The sequence below is a fragment of the Achromobacter sp. 1L-A-4-B-C2 genome (assembly GCF_057291955.1).
Genome location: NZ_JBXAWP010000001.1, coordinates 687,771 through 708,610, shown reverse-complemented (window position 1 = coordinate 708,610; position 20,840 = coordinate 687,771). Strand labels below are relative to the sequence as shown.

20 protein-coding genes are annotated in these 20,840 nt (G+C 66.1%); 7 read left to right on the top strand and 13 right to left on the bottom strand.

Annotated features, from left to right (window positions below):
• The first annotated feature begins 257 nt into the window (after nucleotides 1-257).
• Both AC0Z35_RS03220 and AC0Z35_RS03215 read left to right on the top strand, forming a co-directional pair.
• The gene (locus tag AC0Z35_RS03220; protein ID WP_104141979.1) at nucleotides 258-2,756 is read left to right on the top strand and encodes an AsmA family protein; all 2,499 of its coding nucleotides are present in this window, start codon (nucleotides 258-260) and stop codon (nucleotides 2,754-2,756) included.
• On the top strand, nucleotides 2,753-3,139 hold the full coding sequence (locus AC0Z35_RS03215) for an MOSC N-terminal beta barrel domain-containing protein (protein WP_046807922.1): 387 nt from the start codon (nucleotides 2,753-2,755) through the stop codon (nucleotides 3,137-3,139). The genes AC0Z35_RS03220 and AC0Z35_RS03215 overlap by 4 nt, the downstream gene beginning before the upstream one ends.
• 12 nt (nucleotides 3,140-3,151) lie before the next feature.
• Here AC0Z35_RS03215 and AC0Z35_RS03210 read toward each other — a convergent pair whose 3' ends face one another.
• The 4 genes from AC0Z35_RS03210 to rsmD form a co-directional block, all read right to left on the bottom strand.
• The gene (locus AC0Z35_RS03210) at nucleotides 3,152-4,366 is read right to left on the bottom strand and encodes a benzoate/H(+) symporter BenE family transporter (protein ID WP_046807921.1); all 1,215 of its coding nucleotides are present in this window, start codon (nucleotides 4,364-4,366) and stop codon (nucleotides 3,152-3,154) included.
• Entirely contained in the window at nucleotides 4,363-4,614 is a 252-nt protein-coding gene (locus AC0Z35_RS03205; protein WP_006221659.1) for a YfhL family 4Fe-4S dicluster ferredoxin, read from the bottom strand. Before AC0Z35_RS03205 ends, AC0Z35_RS03210 begins: the two co-directional genes overlap by 4 nt.
• Nucleotides 4,615-4,719: 105 nt before the next feature.
• Complete coding sequence (gene coaD, locus AC0Z35_RS03200; RefSeq protein WP_046807920.1) at nucleotides 4,720-5,223, bottom strand: pantetheine-phosphate adenylyltransferase; 504 nt, start codon at nucleotides 5,221-5,223, stop codon at nucleotides 4,720-4,722.
• Between the two features lie 58 nt (nucleotides 5,224-5,281).
• Nucleotides 5,282-5,848: a 16S rRNA (guanine(966)-N(2))-methyltransferase RsmD gene (gene rsmD / locus AC0Z35_RS03195; RefSeq protein ID WP_046807919.1), complete on the bottom strand. Its 567-nt coding sequence runs from the start codon at nucleotides 5,846-5,848 to the stop codon at nucleotides 5,282-5,284.
• A 343-nt stretch (nucleotides 5,849-6,191) separates the two neighbouring features.
• Here rsmD and ftsY point away from each other — a divergent pair, with 343 nt between their 5' ends.
• Nucleotides 6,192-7,307: a signal recognition particle-docking protein FtsY gene (gene ftsY / locus AC0Z35_RS03190; protein WP_485131651.1), complete on the top strand. Its 1,116-nt coding sequence runs from the start codon at nucleotides 6,192-6,194 to the stop codon at nucleotides 7,305-7,307.
• A 104-nt stretch (nucleotides 7,308-7,411) separates the two neighbouring features.
• Here ftsY and AC0Z35_RS03185 read toward each other — a convergent pair whose 3' ends face one another.
• The 9 genes from AC0Z35_RS03185 to AC0Z35_RS03145 form a co-directional block, all read right to left on the bottom strand.
• Nucleotides 7,412-9,610, bottom strand: coding sequence for a phosphocholine-specific phospholipase C (locus tag AC0Z35_RS03185; protein WP_104141981.1), 2,199 nt, complete (start codon nucleotides 9,608-9,610; stop codon nucleotides 7,412-7,414).
• A gap of 36 nt (nucleotides 9,611-9,646) precedes the next feature.
• Nucleotides 9,647-9,841, bottom strand: a complete 195-nt coding sequence (locus AC0Z35_RS03180) for a hypothetical protein (RefSeq protein ID WP_485131386.1) — start codon at nucleotides 9,839-9,841, stop codon at nucleotides 9,647-9,649.
• A 367-nt stretch (nucleotides 9,842-10,208) separates the two neighbouring features.
• Complete coding sequence (locus AC0Z35_RS03175) at nucleotides 10,209-11,867, bottom strand: CYTH and CHAD domain-containing protein (RefSeq protein ID WP_104141984.1); 1,659 nt, start codon at nucleotides 11,865-11,867, stop codon at nucleotides 10,209-10,211.
• 217 nt (nucleotides 11,868-12,084) lie between these two features.
• Nucleotides 12,085-12,909, bottom strand: a complete 825-nt coding sequence (gene phnE, locus AC0Z35_RS03170) for a phosphonate ABC transporter, permease protein PhnE (RefSeq protein ID WP_046803763.1) — start codon at nucleotides 12,907-12,909, stop codon at nucleotides 12,085-12,087.
• Entirely contained in the window at nucleotides 12,906-13,790 is an 885-nt protein-coding gene (gene phnE, locus AC0Z35_RS03165; protein ID WP_485131387.1) for a phosphonate ABC transporter, permease protein PhnE, read from the bottom strand. The genes phnE (AC0Z35_RS03170) and phnE (AC0Z35_RS03165) overlap by 4 nt, the downstream gene beginning before the upstream one ends.
• Complete coding sequence (phnC, locus tag AC0Z35_RS03160; RefSeq protein ID WP_046803765.1) at nucleotides 13,787-14,557, bottom strand: phosphonate ABC transporter ATP-binding protein; 771 nt, start codon at nucleotides 14,555-14,557, stop codon at nucleotides 13,787-13,789. Before phnC ends, phnE (AC0Z35_RS03165) begins: the two co-directional genes overlap by 4 nt.
• Nucleotides 14,558-14,563: 6 nt before the next feature.
• Nucleotides 14,564-15,562, bottom strand: a complete 999-nt coding sequence (phnD, locus tag AC0Z35_RS03155) for a phosphate/phosphite/phosphonate ABC transporter substrate-binding protein (RefSeq protein WP_046803766.1) — start codon at nucleotides 15,560-15,562, stop codon at nucleotides 14,564-14,566.
• 155 nt (nucleotides 15,563-15,717) lie between these two features.
• Nucleotides 15,718-16,533: an IclR family transcriptional regulator gene (locus AC0Z35_RS03150; RefSeq protein WP_046803767.1), complete on the bottom strand. Its 816-nt coding sequence runs from the start codon at nucleotides 16,531-16,533 to the stop codon at nucleotides 15,718-15,720.
• Between the two features lie 13 nt (nucleotides 16,534-16,546).
• A complete protein-coding gene (locus tag AC0Z35_RS03145; RefSeq protein ID WP_485131388.1) occupies nucleotides 16,547-17,383 on the bottom strand; it encodes an HAD-IIB family hydrolase in 837 nt (278 codons plus the stop codon).
• Between the two features lie 148 nt (nucleotides 17,384-17,531).
• On the opposite strand from AC0Z35_RS03145, the gene ribBA reads away from it, so the two are divergent.
• The 4 genes from ribBA (at nucleotide 17,532) to thiL (ending at nucleotide 20,832) form a co-directional block, all read left to right on the top strand.
• A complete protein-coding gene (ribBA, locus tag AC0Z35_RS03140) occupies nucleotides 17,532-18,722 on the top strand; it encodes a bifunctional 3,4-dihydroxy-2-butanone-4-phosphate synthase/GTP cyclohydrolase II (protein WP_046803769.1) in 1,191 nt (396 codons plus the stop codon).
• Complete coding sequence (gene ribH, locus AC0Z35_RS03135) at nucleotides 18,719-19,249, top strand: 6,7-dimethyl-8-ribityllumazine synthase (protein ID WP_046803770.1); 531 nt, start codon at nucleotides 18,719-18,721, stop codon at nucleotides 19,247-19,249. The genes ribBA and ribH overlap by 4 nt, the downstream gene beginning before the upstream one ends.
• Nucleotides 19,218-19,727: a transcription antitermination factor NusB gene (gene nusB, locus AC0Z35_RS03130; RefSeq protein ID WP_006227614.1), complete on the top strand. Its 510-nt coding sequence runs from the start codon at nucleotides 19,218-19,220 to the stop codon at nucleotides 19,725-19,727. The genes ribH and nusB overlap by 32 nt, the downstream gene beginning before the upstream one ends.
• A gap of 139 nt (nucleotides 19,728-19,866) precedes the next feature.
• Nucleotides 19,867-20,832 (top strand): thiamine-phosphate kinase, encoded by a 966-nt coding sequence (gene thiL / locus AC0Z35_RS03125; RefSeq protein WP_104141989.1) that lies wholly within the window; start codon nucleotides 19,867-19,869, stop codon nucleotides 20,830-20,832.
• The last annotated feature ends 8 nt before the right edge of the window (nucleotides 20,833-20,840 follow it).

Here is a 20,840-nt window from a genome sequence, read left to right as displayed (position 1 = left end):
GCCGCTTTAAGGCGGCCCGATTTGTTACGATAGCGAAATCTGCACGTTGGTGATTCCAACGTCTTCAGCACGCCTTCCTTGGTAGATCCTCTTTCCAAACGCCGCGGCCACAAGCTTCCGGCAGGAGCGAGGGCTCGCCCTGAAAGGCAGACAGCTCCAACTGGCGCGTGGGTTTTCCGCCGCTACAGCACCATCCCCGCGCGTTGCGCGGTGGGCGGCATCCAAGAATTTCCAGTCGAGGTACCGACGGGGCAGCAATGAAAACGTGGTTCAAGCGCATTTTGATAGGCCTGGTTGTGTTGGTTGTCGTGGCCGTCGTTGGCCTGGCCATCTTCTTGCTGACATTCGACCCCAACGCGTACAAGTACAAGCTGGAAGAGCTTGTGCAAGAACGCTATCACCGCACATTGACGATCGACGGCGAGATCGAGCTATCGCTCTTTCCGCGCATCGGCTTGTCGGTGCAGGGCGTGTCGCTGTCCGAGCCGAACAGCACGGACACCTTCGCTTCCATTGAAAGCACGCGCCTGGCGGTTGCCGTCTGGCCCTTGCTGTCCAATAGCTTCGTGGTCGACCACGTGGCCATCAGCGGCCTGAAGGCCCGGGTGGTGCGCGGCAAGGACGGCCAATTCAACTTCAGCAATCTGGTCGGCGGCGCGTCCACCGTCACCACCGCGCCATCCAACCCGGCAGAAGCCCTGGTGGGCGCGGCGCAGACGGCGGCCCAGGCCATCACCAGCGGCACCTTGCCGGCCAACCGCAACAACATGCAGATCGATATCGCCGGCCTGGACTTGAAGGACGGCGAAGTGCAGTTGCAGGACGAGATTTCCGGCATGGCGGTGGCGGTCACGAAAATCAACGCCAATACCGGCCGCGTCACGTTCAACCAACCCTTTGATGTGCGCCTGACGGCGCGCGTGGAAGGCGGCAACCCGCGCGTGGACGCCAACCTGACGGGGCAGGCCCTGTTGACGCTGGACCCGTCCGCCAAGCGCTACGCGGCGCAAAAGTTGGACCTGCGCATGGACGGCAAGTTGCCCGGCGCCGAGGCCAAGAGCCTGGCCGTGCGTGGCAACCTGGCCTTCAACGGCCAGAAATCCGCGCTGGACGTGGCGGGCCTGGAAGTGGTTTTCCAGGGCGACATCACCGACCCGGCCGCGCGCGCCACCAATGTGGAAGCCAGCGTGGCCATGCCCAAGCTGGCGATCGACCCGCACAAGAGCCAGCTGCAAATCGAAAAACTCGCCGTGCGTGCCAAGGGCGGCTCGGCCGACGGCCCGTTTGAATTCGCCGTGGACGCGCCCGCGCTGAACATTTCGCCCACGTCGGCCACCGGTGAAGCACTGACCGGCCGCGTGCGCATCAGCGGCCTGGATGCCAGCTTTGGCCTGAACGGCATCAGCGGCAACGCCGCCGAACTCGACATCAAGGAAGCCAAGCTGGACAGCACGTCCAAGAATGGCGACCGCGTCGTGAAGCTGAATTTTGCATCGCCGCTGACCTTGAACCTGTTGCAACGTAGCGGCGGTTTGTCGGCGCTGCGCGGCGACGTCAATATCACCGACCCGGGCTTGCCCAAGGGCAGCTTGCAGATTCCGGTGATCGGCAGCCTGAACGCCGACCTGCTGAAAGACCAGGCCAGCAGCAAGATCAACGCCGTGCTGGAAGGCGGCAAGTTCGACCTTAGCGCCGACATCACCAAGCTGTCGCAAACGCCTGCGGTGAAGTTCGCGCTGGTGGTGGACACGCTGGACCTGGACAAGCTGGTGCCGCCCGTGGTGGCCGCGCCGCCCAAGCCCCCCGCCGATGGCAAGAAGGATGATTCCAAGCCCGCCGCGCCGCCCGCGCCTGCCGCGCCGGTGGACGACACCATCGACCTCTCCGGCCTGATCGGCCCCAGCGTCAACGGCACGTTGAAGGTCGGCAAGCTGGTGGTGCGTGGCCTGAAGGCGGATGAAGTGGCCGCCGTGGTCAAGCTGGACAAAGGCAAGCTGGAAATCTCCAGCCTGACCGCCGGCCTGTACGGCGGCAAGCTGGCGGGCGCGTTGTCGGTGGATGCGGCGCAAGGCAACCAGCTGGCCAGCAAGATGTCGCTGGCCGGTATCGCCATCGAACCGTTGTTGATGGACCTGGCCAACCGCAACGTGCTCAGCGGCACGGGCAGCCTGGCGCTGGACTTGAAGACGGCCGGCGCCAATGCTTACGCCATGAAGAGTGCGCTGGGCGGCACGATGCAGGTGCGCCTGCGCGATGGCGCGGTCAAGGGCATCAACCTGACCGAGACGCTGCGCGAACTGAAGGCGGCGTTCAAGCCGGAATCGCAAGACGAAACCGTGCCCGCCGACACCAGTAAGCAAACCGAGTTTTCGGAAATGGACGCGGACCTGGCCTTCACCAAGGGCGTGGCGGCCGTCAAGCGCCTGAACATCGTGTCGCCGCTGCTGCGTGTGACGCAGGGCGATCCGGCCAACATCGACTTCGTCAAGAGCGAGCTGGACCTGGTGGCGCGTGCGCGCGTCGTCAACCCGGCGGCCAACCCCGAAGGCCAGGAACTGATCGACCTGAAAGACGTGACGATTCCCGTGCATATAAAGGGCCCGTTCGACAAGCCCACGTACACGCTGCTGTGGAAAGACGCCATCGGCGCCATCCTGAAGCGCAGCCTGGAAAACAAGCTGCGCGACGCCGTCACGGGCAAGAACGGCAACGGCGCGGCCGTGGACAAGGCCCTGAAAGGACTGCTAGGTAAATGAGCACCGATAGCTTTCAACCCATCGCGCAATGCGGCGTCACGGCCCAGCCGGCTGCTGCGGCCTATCACCGCCAATGGCTGATCGCCAACGATTCCGGCCAATGGCTGAATCGTGAGCTGTGCCCACGGCTGGCCGACGTTGCGGTGGAATTGCGCCTGGGCTACCTGGTGTTGAAAGCGCCGGGCATGCTGCGCATGGACATCCCGCTGGACGTTATCGAAGACGACGACAGCGTCCGCTACAGCATGAAGGTGGGCGACCAGACCATCGATGTGATCGACGAAGGGGAACTGGCCGCGGCCTGGATCTCGAACTTCGTGCAGGTGCCCTGCCGGATCATGAAGGTGCACCCCGACACGCCCGTGGCCTCCTGGCCGGACTGAAGGGCAGCGCCCTTACTGACGCCGCTTGAACTCGAACGCGGCATGGGCCAGCAGGCCCGCCACCAGGCCCCAGAAGGCCGACCCAATACCCCAGAAACTGAAGCCAGACGCCGTTGCCAGCAAGGTGATGAGCGCGGCTTCGCGTCGTTGCGGGTTGACCATGGCGGCCGACATGCCGCCCATGATCGTGCCCAACAGCGCCAAGCCCGCCAACGCGGCCAGCAGGGCGGCGGGCAGGGCCTGGAAGAACACGGCTACCGCGCCCGCCACGACGCTCAGGCCCACATAGCCCAAGCCGTAGGTGGCGGCGGCGATGTAGCGCTTGGAAGGGTCGTGATGTGCTTCGGGGCCGGTGCAGATGGCGGCGCTGATCGCGCCCATGGTGACGCTGTGCGCGCCAAACGGCGCGGCCAGCAGGCCCAGAAAGCCCGTGGCGGCCACGATGCGCGAGGCTGGTGGCCGATAGCCCGCCGCTTGCAGAATCGCCAGGCCGGGCAGGTTCTGCGATGCCATGGCCACGACGAACAGCGGAATGCCCAGGCTGACGGCGGCCTGGGCGCTGAACTCGGGCGTGGTCCAGACGAACTGCGTCAGGCTCCAGTCCAGCAGGTCCAGCCGGATCATGTCCAGCGCGAAGGCCAGCGCAATGGCAACGATCATCACCAGCAGCACCGCGTAGCGCGGCGCCCAGCGTCGGCACAACAGGTACGTGGCGCACATCGCCAGCACCAGGCCGGGCTGGTTGGCAACGTTGCTGAAGATGCCCATGCCGAAGTTAAGCAGCACGCCGGCCAGCATGGCGGCGGCGATTTCACCGGGAATGCGGCGCAGGATGGGGTCGATCCAGCCGAACAGGCCGCAGGCCAGCGTTAGGCCGGCCGCCAGGATATAGGCGCCGATGGCTTCATTGAACGGCACGCCCACCAGCGCGGTCACCAGCAGCGCCGCGCCGGGCGTGGACCACGCCATCACAATGGGCAGGCCGGTGCGCAGGCTGTAGAACGCGCCGCCAAATCCGAATGCCAGGCTTAGAGAGCCGATCCACGACCCGATGCGCGCGGCGTCCAGCCCGGCTGCGTGGCCCGCTTGCACCATCAGCACGGCGGTGCCGCCGAAGCTGACCAGCACCGCGACCACGCCGGCGGCAATCGCCGATGCCGAGACATCGCGGCGGGCTTGGTGGGAACCAGGGGGAAGGGGAATGCCGTGTTGCGTGGCGTCGCTCATGCGGCACCGGTCAGGCGGCGGTACTTGGCCATGAGCTGCTCTTGGCCTTCGTTCCACTGAGGGTGCAGTTCAATGCACTCTACCGGGCACACCACCTTGCACTGCGGTTCGTCGTGATGGCCGACGCACTCGGTGCATTTGTCGGGGTCGATGACGTAATAGTCATCACCCATGGAGATCGCGTCGTTCGGGCACTGGGGCTCGCAAACGTCGCAATTGATGCATTCTTCGGTGATGAGCAAGGCCATGGTGGGCAACGGTGTAAAGCCGGGGGCGGCTGCCATTGTACTGCCGGCCGCCCAGCGCAAGAAGGGCGCGAATCGCGCCCTTCGGGATGGTGCCGTGCCGGTGGATCAGCCCGGCCAGGATTGCTCGCGGCGTTCCTTGGCCTTTTCCTGCAACCAGCGTTCCACGGACGGGAACACAAACTTGCTGACGTCGCCGCCCAGCTGGGCGATTTCGCGCACGATGGTGCCCGAGATGAATTGATATTGGTCCGACGGCGTCATGAACAGGGTTTCGACGTCGGGCAGCAGGTGGCGGTTCATGCCGGCCATCTGGAATTCGTATTCGAAGTCGGACACGGCGCGCAGGCCGCGCACGATGACGCGCCCGTTCTGGTCGCGCACAAAGTCCTTCAGCAGGCCGCCAAAGCTTTGCACTTCCACGTTGGGATAGTGGCCCAGCACTTCGCGCGCGATTTCAACGCGTTCGTCGATGCTGAAGAAAGGCTTCTTGTTGCGGCTGTGGGCGATGCCCACCACGACCTTGTCGAAAAGCGTGGCCGCACGGCGGACCAGGTCTTCGTGGCCCCGGGTCAGCGGGTCGAAAGTGCCGGGATATACAGCGATGATCATGCGAGCTCCGTACCGTTATTAGTGGTGTACACCATCCTCCGAAGCTCGGATTATTGATCTATTTCCGCAATGCAGCAAATTCCAGCAGATGGTAGTGGACCGCGCCTGCCTTGTCCTGCCGCAAGATCTGGAAACCTTCGGGAGCTTCGATGGCCGTTTCCGCCTCGACGTAGACGAGTCCGTGCGGGCTCAGGATACCGGGCAGAATCGGCCAAAGGCGCGGCAGCCAACCCTGTCCGAAGGGCGGATCCAATAGGATGAGGTCAAAGCGGGACGCATCCATCCGTTCGGCGACCTGCATGGCGTCGCCCACGTGGATGCGTATCATGTCGGCTTTGAGCTTGTCGCGCAGTGTCCGCAGCGCGGACGCGGCGGTCTTGTCCCGCTCGACCATCTGCACATGCGCCACGCCGCGAGACGCCGCCTCGAAGCCCAGGGCGCCGCTGCCGGCGAACAGGTCCAACACCTGTTTGTCGGCGAATTCGCCGGCCCAAAGATGATTCAACCAGTTGAACAGCGTTTCGCGAACCCGGTCGGGCGTGGGGCGCAGCGTCTCCACGTCGGGAACGGCGATGGGGGTGCGCCTGTATTGGCCCCCGACGATACGAATATACTTGTGACCCATGTTTAGCCGCTTCTTCAAGAAAAAAACCCCTCCGCCCGCCGCGCCGGCCCAGCCCGCGCCGCCGCCTGAGGTCGTGGACGCCCCGGTTGCGCCCACGGAACCCGTTGCCGCGCCCGTGAGCCCGGCGCCCGTGAGCCCGGCGCCCGTGAGCCCGGCGCCCGCGCCGATTCCCGCTCCGGGTACCGCGCCTGCGCCTGCCGCGCCGTCGCCGCAGATTACGCCCCCGGTATCGCCCGCAGCGCCTACGGTGGCAACGCCGGCCGTCCCGAGCGCGCCGGCTGTCTCGTCTACACCGGCTACACCGCCCGCGCCCGCCGCCGAATCCGTGCGTGCCCCGTTGCCGATGTCGGCGCCGACGGTATCGTCCGCGCCTGCACCGGCTGCCGCGCCTCAGACCCCTTCGGCATTCGCGCCTGCGCCCGCAGCGGTGCCAGCCGCCGCGCCAGCGCCGGTTGTGCCGCCCGCGCCGATCGTAACGCCTGCACCGGCGCCCGTGTCGACGCCCACGCCCGCCCCCGCACCCGCCCCGGCCCCCGAAGCGCCCAAGAAATCCTCCTGGCTGTCGCGCCTGAAGCAAGGCTTGTCGCGCACGGGGCAGAGCATTGGTGGCATTTTCGTCGGCGTGAAGGTCGATGAAAACCTGTTCGAGGAACTCGAATCGGCGCTCATTATGGCCGATGCGGGCCTGGAGGCCACCGAGAAGCTGCTGACCGCGCTGCGTGCGCGGGTCAAGAAAGAGCGCATTGAAGACCCCGCCAAGGTCAAGACCGCACTGCGTCAGTTGCTGGCCGACCACCTGCGCCCGCTGGAGCGCGGCTTCAACCTGACCAGCGCCAAGCCGCTGGTGGTGATGATCGCCGGCGTGAACGGCGCGGGCAAAACCACGTCCATCGGCAAGTTGGCGCACACGTTCCAGCGCCAGGGCGCCAGCGTGCTGCTGGCAGCGGGCGACACCTTCCGCGCGGCCGCGCGCGAGCAACTGGTGGAATGGGGCAGCCGCAACAACGTCAGCGTCATTTCGCAAGACGGCGGCGACCCGGCCGCCGTGGCCTTTGACGCCGTCAACGCCGGCCGCGCGCGCGGCATGGGCGTGGTCATGGTGGACACGGCGGGTCGCCTGCCCACGCAGCTGCACCTGATGGAAGAACTGAAAAAGATCCGCCGCGTCATCGGCAAGGCGGATGCATCGGCGCCGCACGAAGTGCTGCTGGTGGTGGACGGCAACACCGGCCAGAACGCCTTGGCGCAGATCCGCGCCTTTGATGCCGCCATCAACCTGACCGGCCTGGTCGTGACCAAGCTGGACGGCACCGCCAAGGGCGGCACGCTGGCCGCCGTGGCGGCGGGCAGCCAGGGCGTGCGTCCGATTCCGGTGTATTGGATCGGTGTGGGCGAAAGCCTGGAAGACCTGCAACCCTTCGTCGCGGACGAATTCGCGGGCGCCTTGCTGGCGGATTGACCCGGCGCTGATACGGCGCTGATACGGCGCTGATCCGGCAGCCGATCGCTCGCCTGCCGGACCGCAAAACGGGACGACGCCCAAGGCGCCGTCCCGTTTTATTTTCAGCTGTCCAGCTGCCCCATCGCCGGGTCGCTGATGCCGTGCTTGCCCGTTTCCATGCGGCCCGCAAAGCGCCGCTTGAATGCCGGGTAGGTGTCGCAGCCCACCGTGAAGTCGTACCACTGGCCGCTGCTGGTGACCGGCCAGCTCAGTTCGCCGACCTGTCCCGCCGCCACCGTTGCCGTCCACGGGCCATCGTTGCGGTAGGCCATGGCTTGCACCGTGAAGACGCAGTCCTGCGTGCCATTGTTGTGCAGCTTCACCTGCACCTGGGCGTCGTCGCACGGCACGTAGCAAACCTGGATTTCGGGCTGTGCGCCGGCCGCGCGCATCAAGTCGCCCGAGAACGAACGGTGGTAGCCGTTGGGGCCCAGCACCCACAGATCGTACTGGCCGCTGTCGCCCGACACGTCCCAGACGTCATCCAGCGATTTGCCCGCTTCGACCACGTAGCGGCGCGGAATGCGGTCCAGGTGCAGCTTGTCGTACACATGAAAGACCGCAGCCGTTTGCGCACCGCTTGCGTTGGCGAACAGTAGCTGCACGCGGTTCTCGCGGGCTTGCTCGCGCGCGCTGGTGTGCAGCTCGTACGGCAGTGCGCGCGACGGGCGGGTGCCCGAGGCCTGCGGGGCCAGCGTTTGCTGCGTGGGGATGGCGATGGCCGGCTGCGCTTCCTGCCAGGTCGTCAGTCCGTCGGCGTCCGTCTTGGTCGTGCGGCCCGACAGGGTCGGCAGGCGGGCGCTGTTGGGCGACACGAAGTCCAGCGTGGTGGTCAGGTCGCCGCACACGGCACGGCGGAACGCGCTGATGTTGGGTTCCACGACGCCAAAGCGCTGTTCCAGAAAACGCAGCGCGGAGGTGTGGTCAAACACTTGCGAATTGACCCAGCCGCCCCGGCTCCACGGTGAAATCACCCACATCGGCACGCGCATGCCCGGGCCGAACGGCTTGCCGTCGGCGGTCAGCTGCTTGGGCGTGGCCGGCGGGTAGTCGAAATACTCGAACGCCATTTGCGCGTCGGTCAGCGTGGACTTGCCAGCCAGCGTGCCGTCGTCGTTGCGCGACGGCGCCGAGGGCGTCGGCATGTGGTCGAAGAAGCCGTCGTTCTCGTCGTAGGTCACCAGGAACACCGTCTTGCTCCAGACCTCGGGCGACTGTGTCAACGCGTCCAGCGCGGCCTGGATGTACCACGCGCCCTTGGCGGGGCTGGACGGGCCGGGGTGCTCGCTGTAGGCGGCCGGCGGAATGATCCACGACACTTCGGGCAGCGTGCCGTTCGCGACGTCGTCGCGCAGGCTTTGCAGGAAGCCGCCGTCGGCCATCGTGTTGCCAAAGCCCTTGGCCAGCGGGCTGTACTGGTCGTCGATGGCCGGGTTGTACGCGGGGCCGCCCTGGTTGGTGACGCGGCGGTCCGCCGGCATTTTTTCGATCTCGGCGCGCCAGTGCCGAAAGCTCATCATCTCGTTGCAGCCGAAGTTATCGGGGATGTTCTGGTAGACCTTCCAGCTGACGCCGGCCGCTTGCAGGCGGTCGGCATAGGTGGTCCACGTCCAGCCTTCGGTGGACGGGCCCACGTCGGCGCCGTCGTTCCATTCGTTCATCACCACCGACACGTTGTCGCCCGACGGGCCGTTGGTGCCGGTCCAGAAAAACAGGCGGTTCGGGATGGTGCCGGCGTGCATCGAACAGTGGTAGTTGTCGCACAGCGTGAAGGCGTCGGCCAGCGCGCGGTGGAACGGCACTTCGGCGGTTTCGTAGTAGCCCATGGACAGCGGCTGCTTGGCGCTGGGCCACTTGTTCATGCGGCCGTGGTCCCACGCGGCTTGGCAATTGGGCCACGAGTGCGGCGTGCTGCCGGCGCGTTGCGCGTTGCCCTGCGCGGCGTCCAGGTGATAGGGCAATTCCTCGGTGCCGTCGCTGCGCGTCTGGTGGAATACCGATTTGCCGTTGGCCAGCGGAATGGGAAAGCGGTCGCCAAAACCGCGCACGCCGGGGAAGGTGCCGAAGTAGCCGTCGAAGGAACGGTTTTCCAGCATCAGCATCACGACGTGCTTCACGTCCTGAATCGTGCCGGTGGCGTTGCTGGCTTCAATGGCGAGCGCCCGGCGAATGCTGGGCGGAAACATCGACAGCGCGCTGACCGCGGCGGTGGCGCCCACGGTGGTCTTGAAGAACTTTCGTTTGGATGCGTCGAACGTCATTGGCTTGTCTGTCCTGGTGATCGATGGGAAACGGGCTCAAGGCGCGCAGTGCACCCCGCACGCGGCAGGGGGCGCGGGCGGGGTGGGCGTCGTGGTGGGCGGAGCAGGAGCCGGTTCGTCAGAGTCGTTGTCGTCGCCGCCGCAAGCGGACAGCGCGAACACCAGCGACAAGGCGCATAAGGCCGCAAGGCCTCGTCTTGCATGGGCGAGCAAGGGGGATTGGGTTTCCATGGTTCGGTCGTTGTGGATGGGCTGACGGCCCGCAAGGGCCGTCGTGCCGTCACACAGGACGAATGTCGGGCGGGATGCTGCGGGCCACGAATGCGACCGGCGCAGGGCGGCCGGGCGACAGCGATCCAGTATTGACGCCGTTAATGTCGACAAATTGACAGCAAGCTGACCCGTTGCTGACTCTGGCCCCTTTTTTGAAACGCCTTGCTAGATGCGTGTCCAGGTGCAAGGCGCGCGGGCGTTTGTCGCGAAGATGCGGTAGACGGGCCAAGGCGCCGACGCGCCAGTCAGGCACTGCCCCGCAACCGATTCGCGCACGCAGGGGCCACCGCGCCGACGCGCGTGGCGCAGCCGCGCGTGGCCTGGCCTAGCGCCAGAAAGGCTTGCTTTTCGCCAGGGCGTCGAAGGCCTTTTGTGCGTCCACGGCCAGCTCTTCAAGGCGCGCGCTGATCCAGCCCAGCGCGAACCAGGCTTGCGGATGCGTGGCGGTGCACGACTCGTAATAGTCCTTGGCGACGGCCAGGTCATTGATTTCGCCCAGCACGTCCTGCACGCGGGACAACAGCTTGCGATAGCCGCGCAGCTTGGCGGCCGGCAGCAGCGATTCGGCAAACGCCAGGCTGTAGCGCAGCCGCTTGCCACGCTTGCGCAATTCATGGCGCGTGGGGATATCCAGTTTGGCGAACTGCGTGCCCTGTTCCGCCACCTTGCTGTGCCAGCGGTGCAGGCGCCGCGCCAGCTGCTTGCGCAGGTGGTGCGGGTCGGGTTCGGGCGCCAGCATGGGGATGATGGTGGGCTTCACGCTGGTGGCCGCCAGGCCGCCTTCCAGCCGGATGGCCGGTTCGGGCGCGGCATCGCTGGGCGTGCCATTGGCCACGGCCTGCGCGCCCCCGGATGGCAACGCGGGCGGCACATCCAGGCTCCATTCCAGCAGCTCCAGCAGCCAGGCCTGAAACGCCTTGCCGGCGGCAATCGTCTGCGCGTCCTGTTCAGGCGGCGCGGCTTCCATCGGAATCACCGGCATGCCTGCGTGGATCAGCGCGGGCGCCACCGTTTCGTTCAGCACGTCCTGGTCGCGGTTGGCGCCAAAGGCGGCAAAGTGCGTGCGCACGCCTTGCAGCAGCGTGTCCGGCACCGGCGCGACCCAGCCGTCGAACAGCTTCCAGGCCGAGCGCAGGCGGCGCACGCCCACGCGCAGCTGGTGCACGTGTTCGGAATTGCCGGCGCGGTACACGCCTTCGGTATCGACTTCGGCCAACACGGCGGCGTTGCGCGCGATCTGGTCCAGGCATTCGGCGGCGATGCGGCCCAGGGCTTGCGGGGCTGTCATGTCTTCGCGCAGCTTGACCGGGGCCGCGCCGCGCGGTGCCCAGAATTGCGCAATCGCTTGGGCCCGGCGCGCTTCCAGATCGTCGCCCGGGTTGGCGTCTTCAACGGCAAGCTTGTGGGCCAGTTGCGCCAGCGCGTCGCCGCGTTCGGACTTGCTGCGCGGGTCCAGCACCAGGCTGTGGCGCTGTTGCCAGCCACGCGCCACCGCGAAGATGGCGCCGGGGCGGCCCGACATCAGCTCGAATTCCAGTTCGGAAATCGGCAGCTCCAGCGCGCCCGCGCGCAGGATGCCGGTGTCAAAGGCCAGTTCGACCGTGCCGTAACGGGTGCGGACCTTGCGCAGCAGCCGCAGCACGTCGGTTTCATAGCGCAGGCCCAGTTCGCCCTTGATTGCGCCCAGCGCCTCTTCGACTTCGGTGCCGGCATAGACGGACAGGTCCAGCACGGGGCCGGGGCGGGGGTGGTTCAGTTCGATGCGCGTAATGGCGTTGATGCCGGGCATCTTCAGGGTCTGCACCCAGTCCGGGCCTTCCTGACGCAGCCGGATGGCAATGCGCGCCCGCGCCAGCTCGCGTTCGGGCGTGTCGAAGTACATGGCGTGCAGACGGATGCGCGTGGCGTCGCGTTGCTTGACTTCGTTCTGGACGGCCTGGCGCGTCGCGGCGGGCACGTGCAGTTTCAATTCCTGTTCCGACATGGCGGTGGGTGTCCGACGGCAAAAGCCGAGATCTTAATCAAGCAAGGGGGCGGATTTGATGACGGTTCATATTTTGGTCACATCGAGCATAGTCGCCATTCGCGGTGCACAACAAGCCACTGTTGCCGGGACAAAAGAAAAACGCCGCCTTTTTTCAAGGGCGGCGCCAAGGAGCGCTGGTCAGGGGAAACCGACAAGCGTAATCAGGAAGCAGCGCTTACAGGATGCGCTTGCGCGCCTGCGTGATGATGATTTCGGCCAGTACGACCACCACGAAGATGGCGGCCAGCACCAGCGCCACGCGATCCCACTGGAACAGGTTCAGCGCCGTATCCAGCGCCATGCCGATACCGCCCGCGCCCACCAGCCCCAGCACCGCAGACTCGCGCACGTTGATGTCCCAGCGCAGCAGCACGATGGACCAGAACGCCGGGCGGATCTGCGGCCAGTAGGCATACCAAAGCACGGACGCCTTGCTGGCCCCCGTGGCGGTAACCGCTTCGATCGGCCCGCGCTGCGCTTCTTCGATGGCTTCGCCCACCAGCTTGCCCACGAACCCGATCGAGCGGAACGCAATCGCCAGCGTGCCGGCCAAGGCACCGGGTCCAAAGATGGCGATGAACAGCAGCGCCCATACCAGCGAATTGACCGACCGGCTGGACACCAGGATCAATCGCGCCAGCATGTTGATGGTTTTGCTGGGCGTCAGGTTGTTGGCCGCCAGCAGGCCCACCGGCACCGCCATGAAGACGGACAGGATGGTGCCCAGGGTGGCGATGTGCAGCGTTTCGATCAGCGCGTTGTGCACGCCGTCCGGGTAGTAGGCCCAGTCGATCGGCCACATGCGGCGGAACAGGTCGGCCATCTGCTCGGGCGCGTCATACAGGAATTCCGGTATGACCTCCACGCCGCGTATGGCCTGCGCGATGGCTGCCACCACCAGCAGGTACAGCGCAAAGCGCAGCAGCCGCTGGCCCATGCTGTAGCGCTGCCACACACGCGGCGAGCCGGGCGGGTTCAGGCTTGAGGCGTGGGCGTTCATTCTTCCACCTCCGCCTTGCGGACGGCTGCCGGCTTGCTGGCGCCGATGCCCCGCGCGCCGGCGAAGCGGCCTTGCAGGATGCGGTCGAACCCCAGGTTGTCCAGGAATACGGCGCGCACGAAGCCCGCGATGATTTCGCCCAGCATGATGATGGCAATCAAGGTCAGCAGGATGGCGCTGACGAAGTCGTAGTCAAAGCGCTGGAACGCCGAGAACAGCGTGCCGCCCACGCCGCCCGCGCCCACGATGCCCACCATGGTGGAGTTGCGCAGGTTTGAGTCGAACTGGTAGGTGGCAAAGCCGATAAAGCGCGCGAACACCTGCGGCAGCACGCCAAAGATAATCACGTTGGCGAACGACGCGCCGCTGGCGCGCACCGCTTCCACCTGCTTGAGCGAGATCTCTTCGATGGCCTCGGTGAACAGCTTGCCGATGAAACCGATGGACGCCACCGTCAACGCCAGGATGCCCGCCAGCGCGCCGAAGCCCACGGCCTTCACGAACAGGATGGCGACGATGACCGGGTGCAGCGCGCGGCACAGGGCCACCAGCGAACGCGCGGGCCAGGACACCCAGGCAGGCATCATGTTGCGCGCGCCAAGCAGGCCCACGGGCAGGGCGAACAGAATGCCCAGCACCGAGGCCAGCACGGCAATTTCCAGACTTTCGGCGATGCCCTTCCACAAGGTGGCGGGCTTTTCGAAATTGGGCGGAAACATGCGCGAAAGAAACGTCGACGCGTGTCCCATGCCGGTTTCAAAGCGCGCCCAGCTGAAATCCAGCTGCGCGCCCGCATAGAGGGTGTAGATCACCAGCAACACCAGGCCCGCCTTGGCGCGCCCGGACATGGCAAAGGGGCGGCCGCCCCGGGGGTGCGTCATTCCAGCCAAGACTCGCCTCCGTAGATGGTCTTGAGCATGGTGGCGTCCAGCCCCTGGCCGTCGCCGTCATACACCACGTGCCCGCCGGACATGCCGACGATGCGCGTGGCGTAGCGGCGCGCCAGTTCCACGTCGTGGATGTTGACGATGACGGGGATGCCGGTGGCGCTGCCCTGGTCGGACAGCAGCTCCATGATTTCAACGGAGGTCTTCGGGTCCAGCGACGAGGTCGGCTCGTCGGCCAGCAGCAGCTGCGGGCGCTGCATCAGGGCACGGGCGATGCCCACGCGCTGGCGCTGGCCGCCCGACAGGGCATCGGCGCGCTGGTCGGCAAAACCGGCCAGCCCAACGGTATCGAGCAGCTTGTAGGCGTGCTCGATGTCTTCGGGCTCAAAGCGGCGCATCCAGGCCTTGAGCGCCGAGGTATAGCCCAGCCGGCCCGTCAGCAGGTTTTCCATCACGGTCAGGCGTTCGACCAGGTTGTATTCCTGGAACACCATGCCAATGCGCCGGCGGGCGCGGCGCAGCGACGCGCCACGCACGCGGGCCAGGTCCACGGCGCCTTCCTTGGACTGCAACACGATCTCGCCCTGGGTGGGTTCGATCAGCCGGTTGATGCAACGCAGAAGCGTGCTTTTGCCGGTGCCGGAAGGGCCGATGATGGCGGTCAGGCCCTGGCCGGCGATTTCAAGGTTGATGCCATTGAGAACCGGCCGGCCGGCCCGGTATTCCTTGACCAGGCCGGAAATGCGTAGCGACGTCGTCATGCTGGATTACTTCTTGCTCTTGGCGGATTCGCGGTCGTAGGCGGCGCGGTTGAAGCTTTCGCCACCCGATTCAGCCACCTGGCGGACGATGGCCCAGTCCTTCTGGTAGGTCACCGGATAGAAGCGGTCGGCGCCATCGAAGGCCTTGGACATTTCCGCGGGGAAGCGGTAGTCGTAGAAGCACTTGAGCATCTGGTCGCGGAACTTGGGCTCCAGGTCATGCGCGTAGGCGAACGACGAAGTCGGGAATTTTTCGCTACGGTAGATGACGCGGAAGTCGGCTTCCTTGACCTGGCCGCGTTCAACCATGCGCTTGAACACGTCCGACGCCACGGCGGCCGCGTCGTAGTCGCCGGAATTGACGCCCATGACGGACTGGTCGTGCTTGCCCGAGAAGATCACCTTGTAATCCTTGTCCGGCGTCAGGCCTTCCTTGGGGAACAGGGCCACGGGCGCCATGTGGCCCGAGTTCGACGACGGCGCGGTGTGCGCCAGCTTCTTGCCCTTCAGGTCCGTCAGCTTCTGGTAGGGGCTGTCTTTTTTGACGATGACGATCAGGTTGTAGCCCTGGAAGCCGTCGGCATAGCCTTTGACGGCAAACGGCACCGCGCCGGCAATGTTCACGGCGAAGGCGGTGGGGCCGGTCGAAAAGCCGCCCACGTGCAGGCGACCCGAGCGCATGGCTTCGATTTCAGCGGCGTTGCTTTGCACCTGATAGAACACAACGCGCTTGCCCGTGCATTCGGACAGGTGCTTGGTGAAGGGCTTGAAAATGTCTTCGTAAACGGCCGGGTCTTCCACCGGGGTGTAGGTGAACACCAGGGTCGACGGTGTCTTCAGCTTGGAGGCGTCGGAGGGTGTGTCCGCCACCAGATCCTTGTTGGCGTCGCAGTACATCTGGTCCAGATCGCCACGGTTCGAGCAGGTGTCGGCGGCGTTGGCGGCCGAGCCGCCAACGGCGAACGCGGCCAGGGCGGCCGCTTGCATTAGACGCATCGCGTGCATGGTTTTGTCTCCTCTTTGGGATGAATTTGAATATTTGCTGAATTCAAACACACAAGAGGGGACAGGCACACCTGGGAAAGTCCCTGCCTTTCTTTTCGGGATTTGTTCGAATTGTTCGCTTTATGTTCGTTTGTTTGCGAACACCGGCAGGGTGATCAGCCCCGATAGCCCAGCTTGCGCGAGATTTCGTGCGCGCAGGCCAGAAGCGGTTTGGCAATCGTGCCGTCCCACGACACATCGAACAGCCCCGTCGGGCCCAGGCTGGTCAGTGCCAGCACGATGTTGCCGGTGTTGTCGAACACCGGCACCGACAGCGCATCCACGCCCGGCAGCGGGTTGCCCAGCGCGCGCGCCATGCCGTGCACGCGGATGTCGGCCAGCTGGGCTTCGATATTGGCGCGCGACGCCTTGCGCGGCGGCGGCACGCTGGCGATGACGGCGGTGTCGCCTTCTTCGCGCGCGATGTAGTGTTCGCTGACCTTGGGCGGCAGCCACGCCGCGAACACCAGCCCCGTGGCGGTGTGCAGCATGGACATCACCGTGCCCTTGCGCATGTTCACGTGCACCGGGTAGCTGGCTTCGGTCATGTGGATCATCGTGGGGCCGTGCGAGCCCAGCACGGCGATGCCCAGCGTGTGGCCGATGTCCGATTGCAGCTTGGCGATCTCCGGCATGGCGATGCGCACCGGGTCCAGCCGTTGCAGGCTGACCAGCCCCATCTGCAAGGCGAAGGGGCCAAGCTCGTACTGGCCGGTAACGGCATCCTGCTGCACCAGCCCCACGCGGATGAAGCTGACCAGATAGGGGTGCGCCTTGGCGGACGTCATGCCGGCGCCCGCCGCCAGGTCGCGCAGGGTCAGCGGCTTGCCGGCGTCGACCAGGGCGGACAACAACGGCACGCCCACTTCGATGGACTGGATGCTGCGGCGGCCATCATTGGCGGGCGCGGCGGGGGTCTTGGAGGTGGCCACGGTGTGTCTGCCCTTATGCCGATCGGGCTGGGGATGATTGCGCGGCCTGCGGTTGCTGGCGCGCCGCCAACAGTCGGTTGGCCATTTCGACGAACCCGGCGCCGCCGTGATAGGCGGCCACGAACGCGGGGCGGTCCTTCAAGCGGTGCAATTGCGCCTGGATGTTCGCCACGCCCACCGAAATCGGAAAGTACGCAAACATGGGCTCGTCGTTGGGCGAATCGCCGATGAACAGCGTGCTGTCCAGCGCGTCGGCCACGTCCAGGCCGAATTCCCGCTGGAACATCGTGCGCGTCATGGTCAGCTTGTCGTAGTCGCCAAACCAGCCGTTCACGTGGATTGAGCTGACCTTGGCCTGCGCCCCGGCGTCCTGGAAGATCTGGACGATCTTGCTGACGGCCGAATCGGGCAGGGCGGGCACGTCTTCGCAGAAATCGATGGCCAGGTCGGCCACGCGGTAGTCCTGGTCGCTGGCCACCGCGCAGCCCGGCACCTCGGTCAGCACGCGGTCGCGGATGGCATCCAGGCGCTTGCGGCTGGCCTGGCGCGAGGCGGCGTCCGTCCAGTAGTGGGTCGTCATGCGGCGGGCCTGGCGGTCATACGCGTAGTAGAACGCGCCGTTTTCCCCCACCACGGCGCGCACCGGCCACATGCGCGCGATATGGTCACACCAGCCGGCCGGGCGGCCGGTGATGGGCACTACCTGGATACCAGCCGCCTCCAGGCGTTCCAGCGCGGCGTAGGCGTCGGCCGGCAGTCGGCCTTCGGTGGTCAGCGTGTCGTCGATGTCGGTCAGGACGACGCGAACCGCCGCCGCCACGGTCAAAGGCATGGCCGCAAGGGCTTGCATGAGGTTTTTCCTTCGAGTTTTAAGGGGGATCTCCGGGCGAAAGTTTAACCGTATGACCCCCGCCGAACGGGCTTCTTGCAGACCAATAGGGGTTCTGGGCCCAGGGGCGGTAAAATCCGGGCTTTCCCGCCTGGTTTGCGTGCCCGCCATGTCCGTCCAGTTGTCCTCTTTGCCCGGCTCCGAGCCGGAATCTTTCGGTATCGCTTCGGTTGCCGAGATCATCGCCGAGCTTCGCGCCGGCCGCATCGTCATCCTGGTTGACGAAGAAGACCGTGAAAACGAGGGCGACCTTGTCATGGCCGCCGAATTCGTCACGCCCGAAGCCATCAACTTCATGGTGACCCACGGCCGCGGCCTGGTCTGCCTGACCCTGACCGAAGAACGCTGCCGCCAACTGGAGCTGCCCATGATGGCGGCCCGCAACGGCACGCGCTACGGCACCAACTTCACGCAGTCCATCGAAGCCGCCGAAGGCGTTGAAACCGGTATTTCGGCCGCCGACCGCGCCCGCACCATCCAGGTGGCGGTGGCGCGCGATGCCAAGCCGTCCGACCTGGTCCAGCCCGGCCACATCTTTCCGGTGCGCGCGGTGCCCGGCGGCGTGCTGGTGCGCGCCGGCCACACCGAAGCCGGGTGCGACCTGACCGCCATGGCCGGCCTGACGCCCGCCGCCGTCATCTGTGAAATCTTGAAGCCCGACGGCACCATGGCCCGCTTGCCGGACCTGGTGGAATTTGCCCGCCAGCACAACCTGAAGATCGGCACCATCGCCGACCTGATCCAGTACCGCAGCGAACACGAATCCATCGTCAAGCGCGTGGGCAAGCGGCCCATGCAGACGGCCTGGGGCACCTTCGAGGCCGTGGCCTACGAAGACGCCGCCACCGGCTCCGCCCACTTGGCGCTGGTGCATGGTAACGTTTCTCCCGACGTCGAAACGCTGGTGCGCGTGCATGAACCGGCTTCCGTGCTGGACGTGCTGGACACCGGCGCCAGCCCGCATAGCTGGGGCGTGGCGAAGGCCCTGGAAGCCATTGCCGCCGCGCCGGCCGGCGTGCTGGTGCTGATGAACTGCCAGTCGTCCACGGAACACCTGTTTGGCCAGATTGCCGGCTGGAGCGACCCCAAGGCCCAGGCCGACGCCGCCGCCAGCACCGACCGCTTCGGCTTGCGCACTTATGGCATCGGCGCGCAGATCCTGCGTGACCTGAATGTGGGCCAGATGAGGCTCCTGGCCCGGCCCCGCAAGATGCCCAGCATGGCGGGCTTTTCCCTGACCATTACGGGTTACGATTGCGACCCGCAGAATACTCCCGCAACACTTAAGGCCGACACATGAACCCTTACATCCTTACCCCCGACCTGAACGGCGAAGGGCTGCACATCGGCATCGTTCGCGCCCGCTTCAACGAAGAAATCGGTCAGGCCGAACTCGAAGCGTGCCTGAAGGAATTGGCCGAGCTGGGCGTGGACGAACGCGACGTGATGGTCACCACCGTCCCGGGCGCCCTGGAACTGGGCGTGGCCCTGTCCCACATGGCCGAAACGTTTGAATTCGACGCTTTGATCGCGCTTGGCGCCGTCATCCGTGGCGAGACCTATCACTTTGAAGTGGTCAGCAATGAAACGGCCACTGCAATCACCCGTATCTCCCTGGAAACCGGCATCCCCGTCGCAAACGGCGTCTTGACCGTCGACACCGACGAGCAGGCGCAAGCCCGCGCCGCCGGCAAGGGCCGCGATTGCGCCCAGGTGGCCGTTGAAATGGCCAACCTGGTGGCGGCGCTGGAACCCGAGGAAGAAGACGAAGACGAAGACGACGAGGACGAAGATTTTGACGACGAAGAAGACGACGACCAGCGCTGATAGCGCGGCGCAAGCCCGCGCCAACGCGCGCAGCGCACGCCGCCGTGCACGCGAATTCGCGCTGCAAGGCGTTTACGCGTGGCTGCTGCGCGGCGGCGAAGGCACGCAGGACGCCGGCGAGATCGACGCCCATCTGCGCGACACCGAGGATTTTTCCGAGGCCGACGCGCAATGGTTCAAGACCTTGCTGCATGGTGTCCTGCGCGAAGCCCCGGCGCTGCGCGAGCGTTTCACGCCCTATGTCGACCGCCCGCTGGCCGAGTTGTCGCCCGTTGAGCACGGCATCCTGTTGATCGGCAGCTTCGAACTGATTCATCATGTCGAAGTGCCGTACAAGGTTGCCATCAACGAAGCCGTTGAACTGGCAAAGTCGTTCGGCGGTACCGACGGCTTCAAGTTCGTCAACGGCGTGCTCGACAAACTGGCTGCCGACGTGCGCGCCAACGAGGTCCAGGCGGCGGCGCAGCAGCGACGCTGACCCCGCCTGATGGCCTCTTAAGGGGTCAGGCGCGGGCTGCCCTGCGCGCATCGTTGTACGGTGCGCCAGGCGTGGTCCGCGCCTGACCCCTTTCTTATGTGTTTTCCAGCCGGCCGCCGGCCGGCGTCTCGGAGTTGCCGTGGCGTCCGAATTTGACTTGATCGCGCGCTATTTCACCCGCACCGCGCCTGCGGGTTTGTTGGGCGTGGGCGATGACTGCGCGTTGTTTCCCGTGCCGCCCGGCGAGCAGGTCGCCACCAGCACCGACCTGCTGCTGGAAGGCCGGCATTTCTTTTCCAACGTGGACCCGCGCGCCCTGGGCCACAAGGCGCTGGCCGTGAACCTGTCCGACCTGGCCGCCATGGGCGCGCGCCCGATCGGCTGCGTGCTGGGCCTGGCCTTGCCGCGCCTGGACGAACCCTGGCTGGCTGCCTTCGCGGATGGCTTCCATGCACTGGCCGATGCCCACGGCTGCCCGCTCATCGGTGGCGACACCACCCGCAGCGCGCACGATCTGGCCATCAGCGTGACGGTGTTCGGTGCGGTGCCCGCCGGGCAGGCATTGCGGCGTGACGGCGCGCAGGCGGGCGACGATATCTGGGTGTCGGGCGAACTGGGCGCGGCGGATGTGGCCTACCGATTGCTGGACGGCCAGTATCCCGCCAACGACGCCTTGCTGGCCGCAACCCGCCCCGCGCTGGAATGGCCGCAACCGCAGGTCCCGCTGGGCTTGGCACTGCGCGGCATTGCCCACGCGGCCATCGATCTGTCGGACGGCTTGCTGCAAGACCTGGGGCACATCCTGGCCGCCAGCCGCCTGGGCGCCAACCTGGAATACGCCCGCATGCCGGTGGCTGCCGCCTTGGCGGCGCTGGACGATGCGCCGCGTCGCCGCGCCGTATTGGGCGGGGGCGACGTCTATCAGCTGTGCTTTACCGCGCCCGCCGCGCGGCGCGAGGCCGTGCAACAGGCCGCCGATCAGGCGCAAGCGCGGGTGACGCGCGTTGGCCACACACTGGCCCAACCCGGGCTGCGCGTGTTGGATGCGCAAGGTCAGCCGCTGGCCGACCTGCCCGCCGGCTTCGATCATTTTCCGGCGGCTTGAATGTGAAT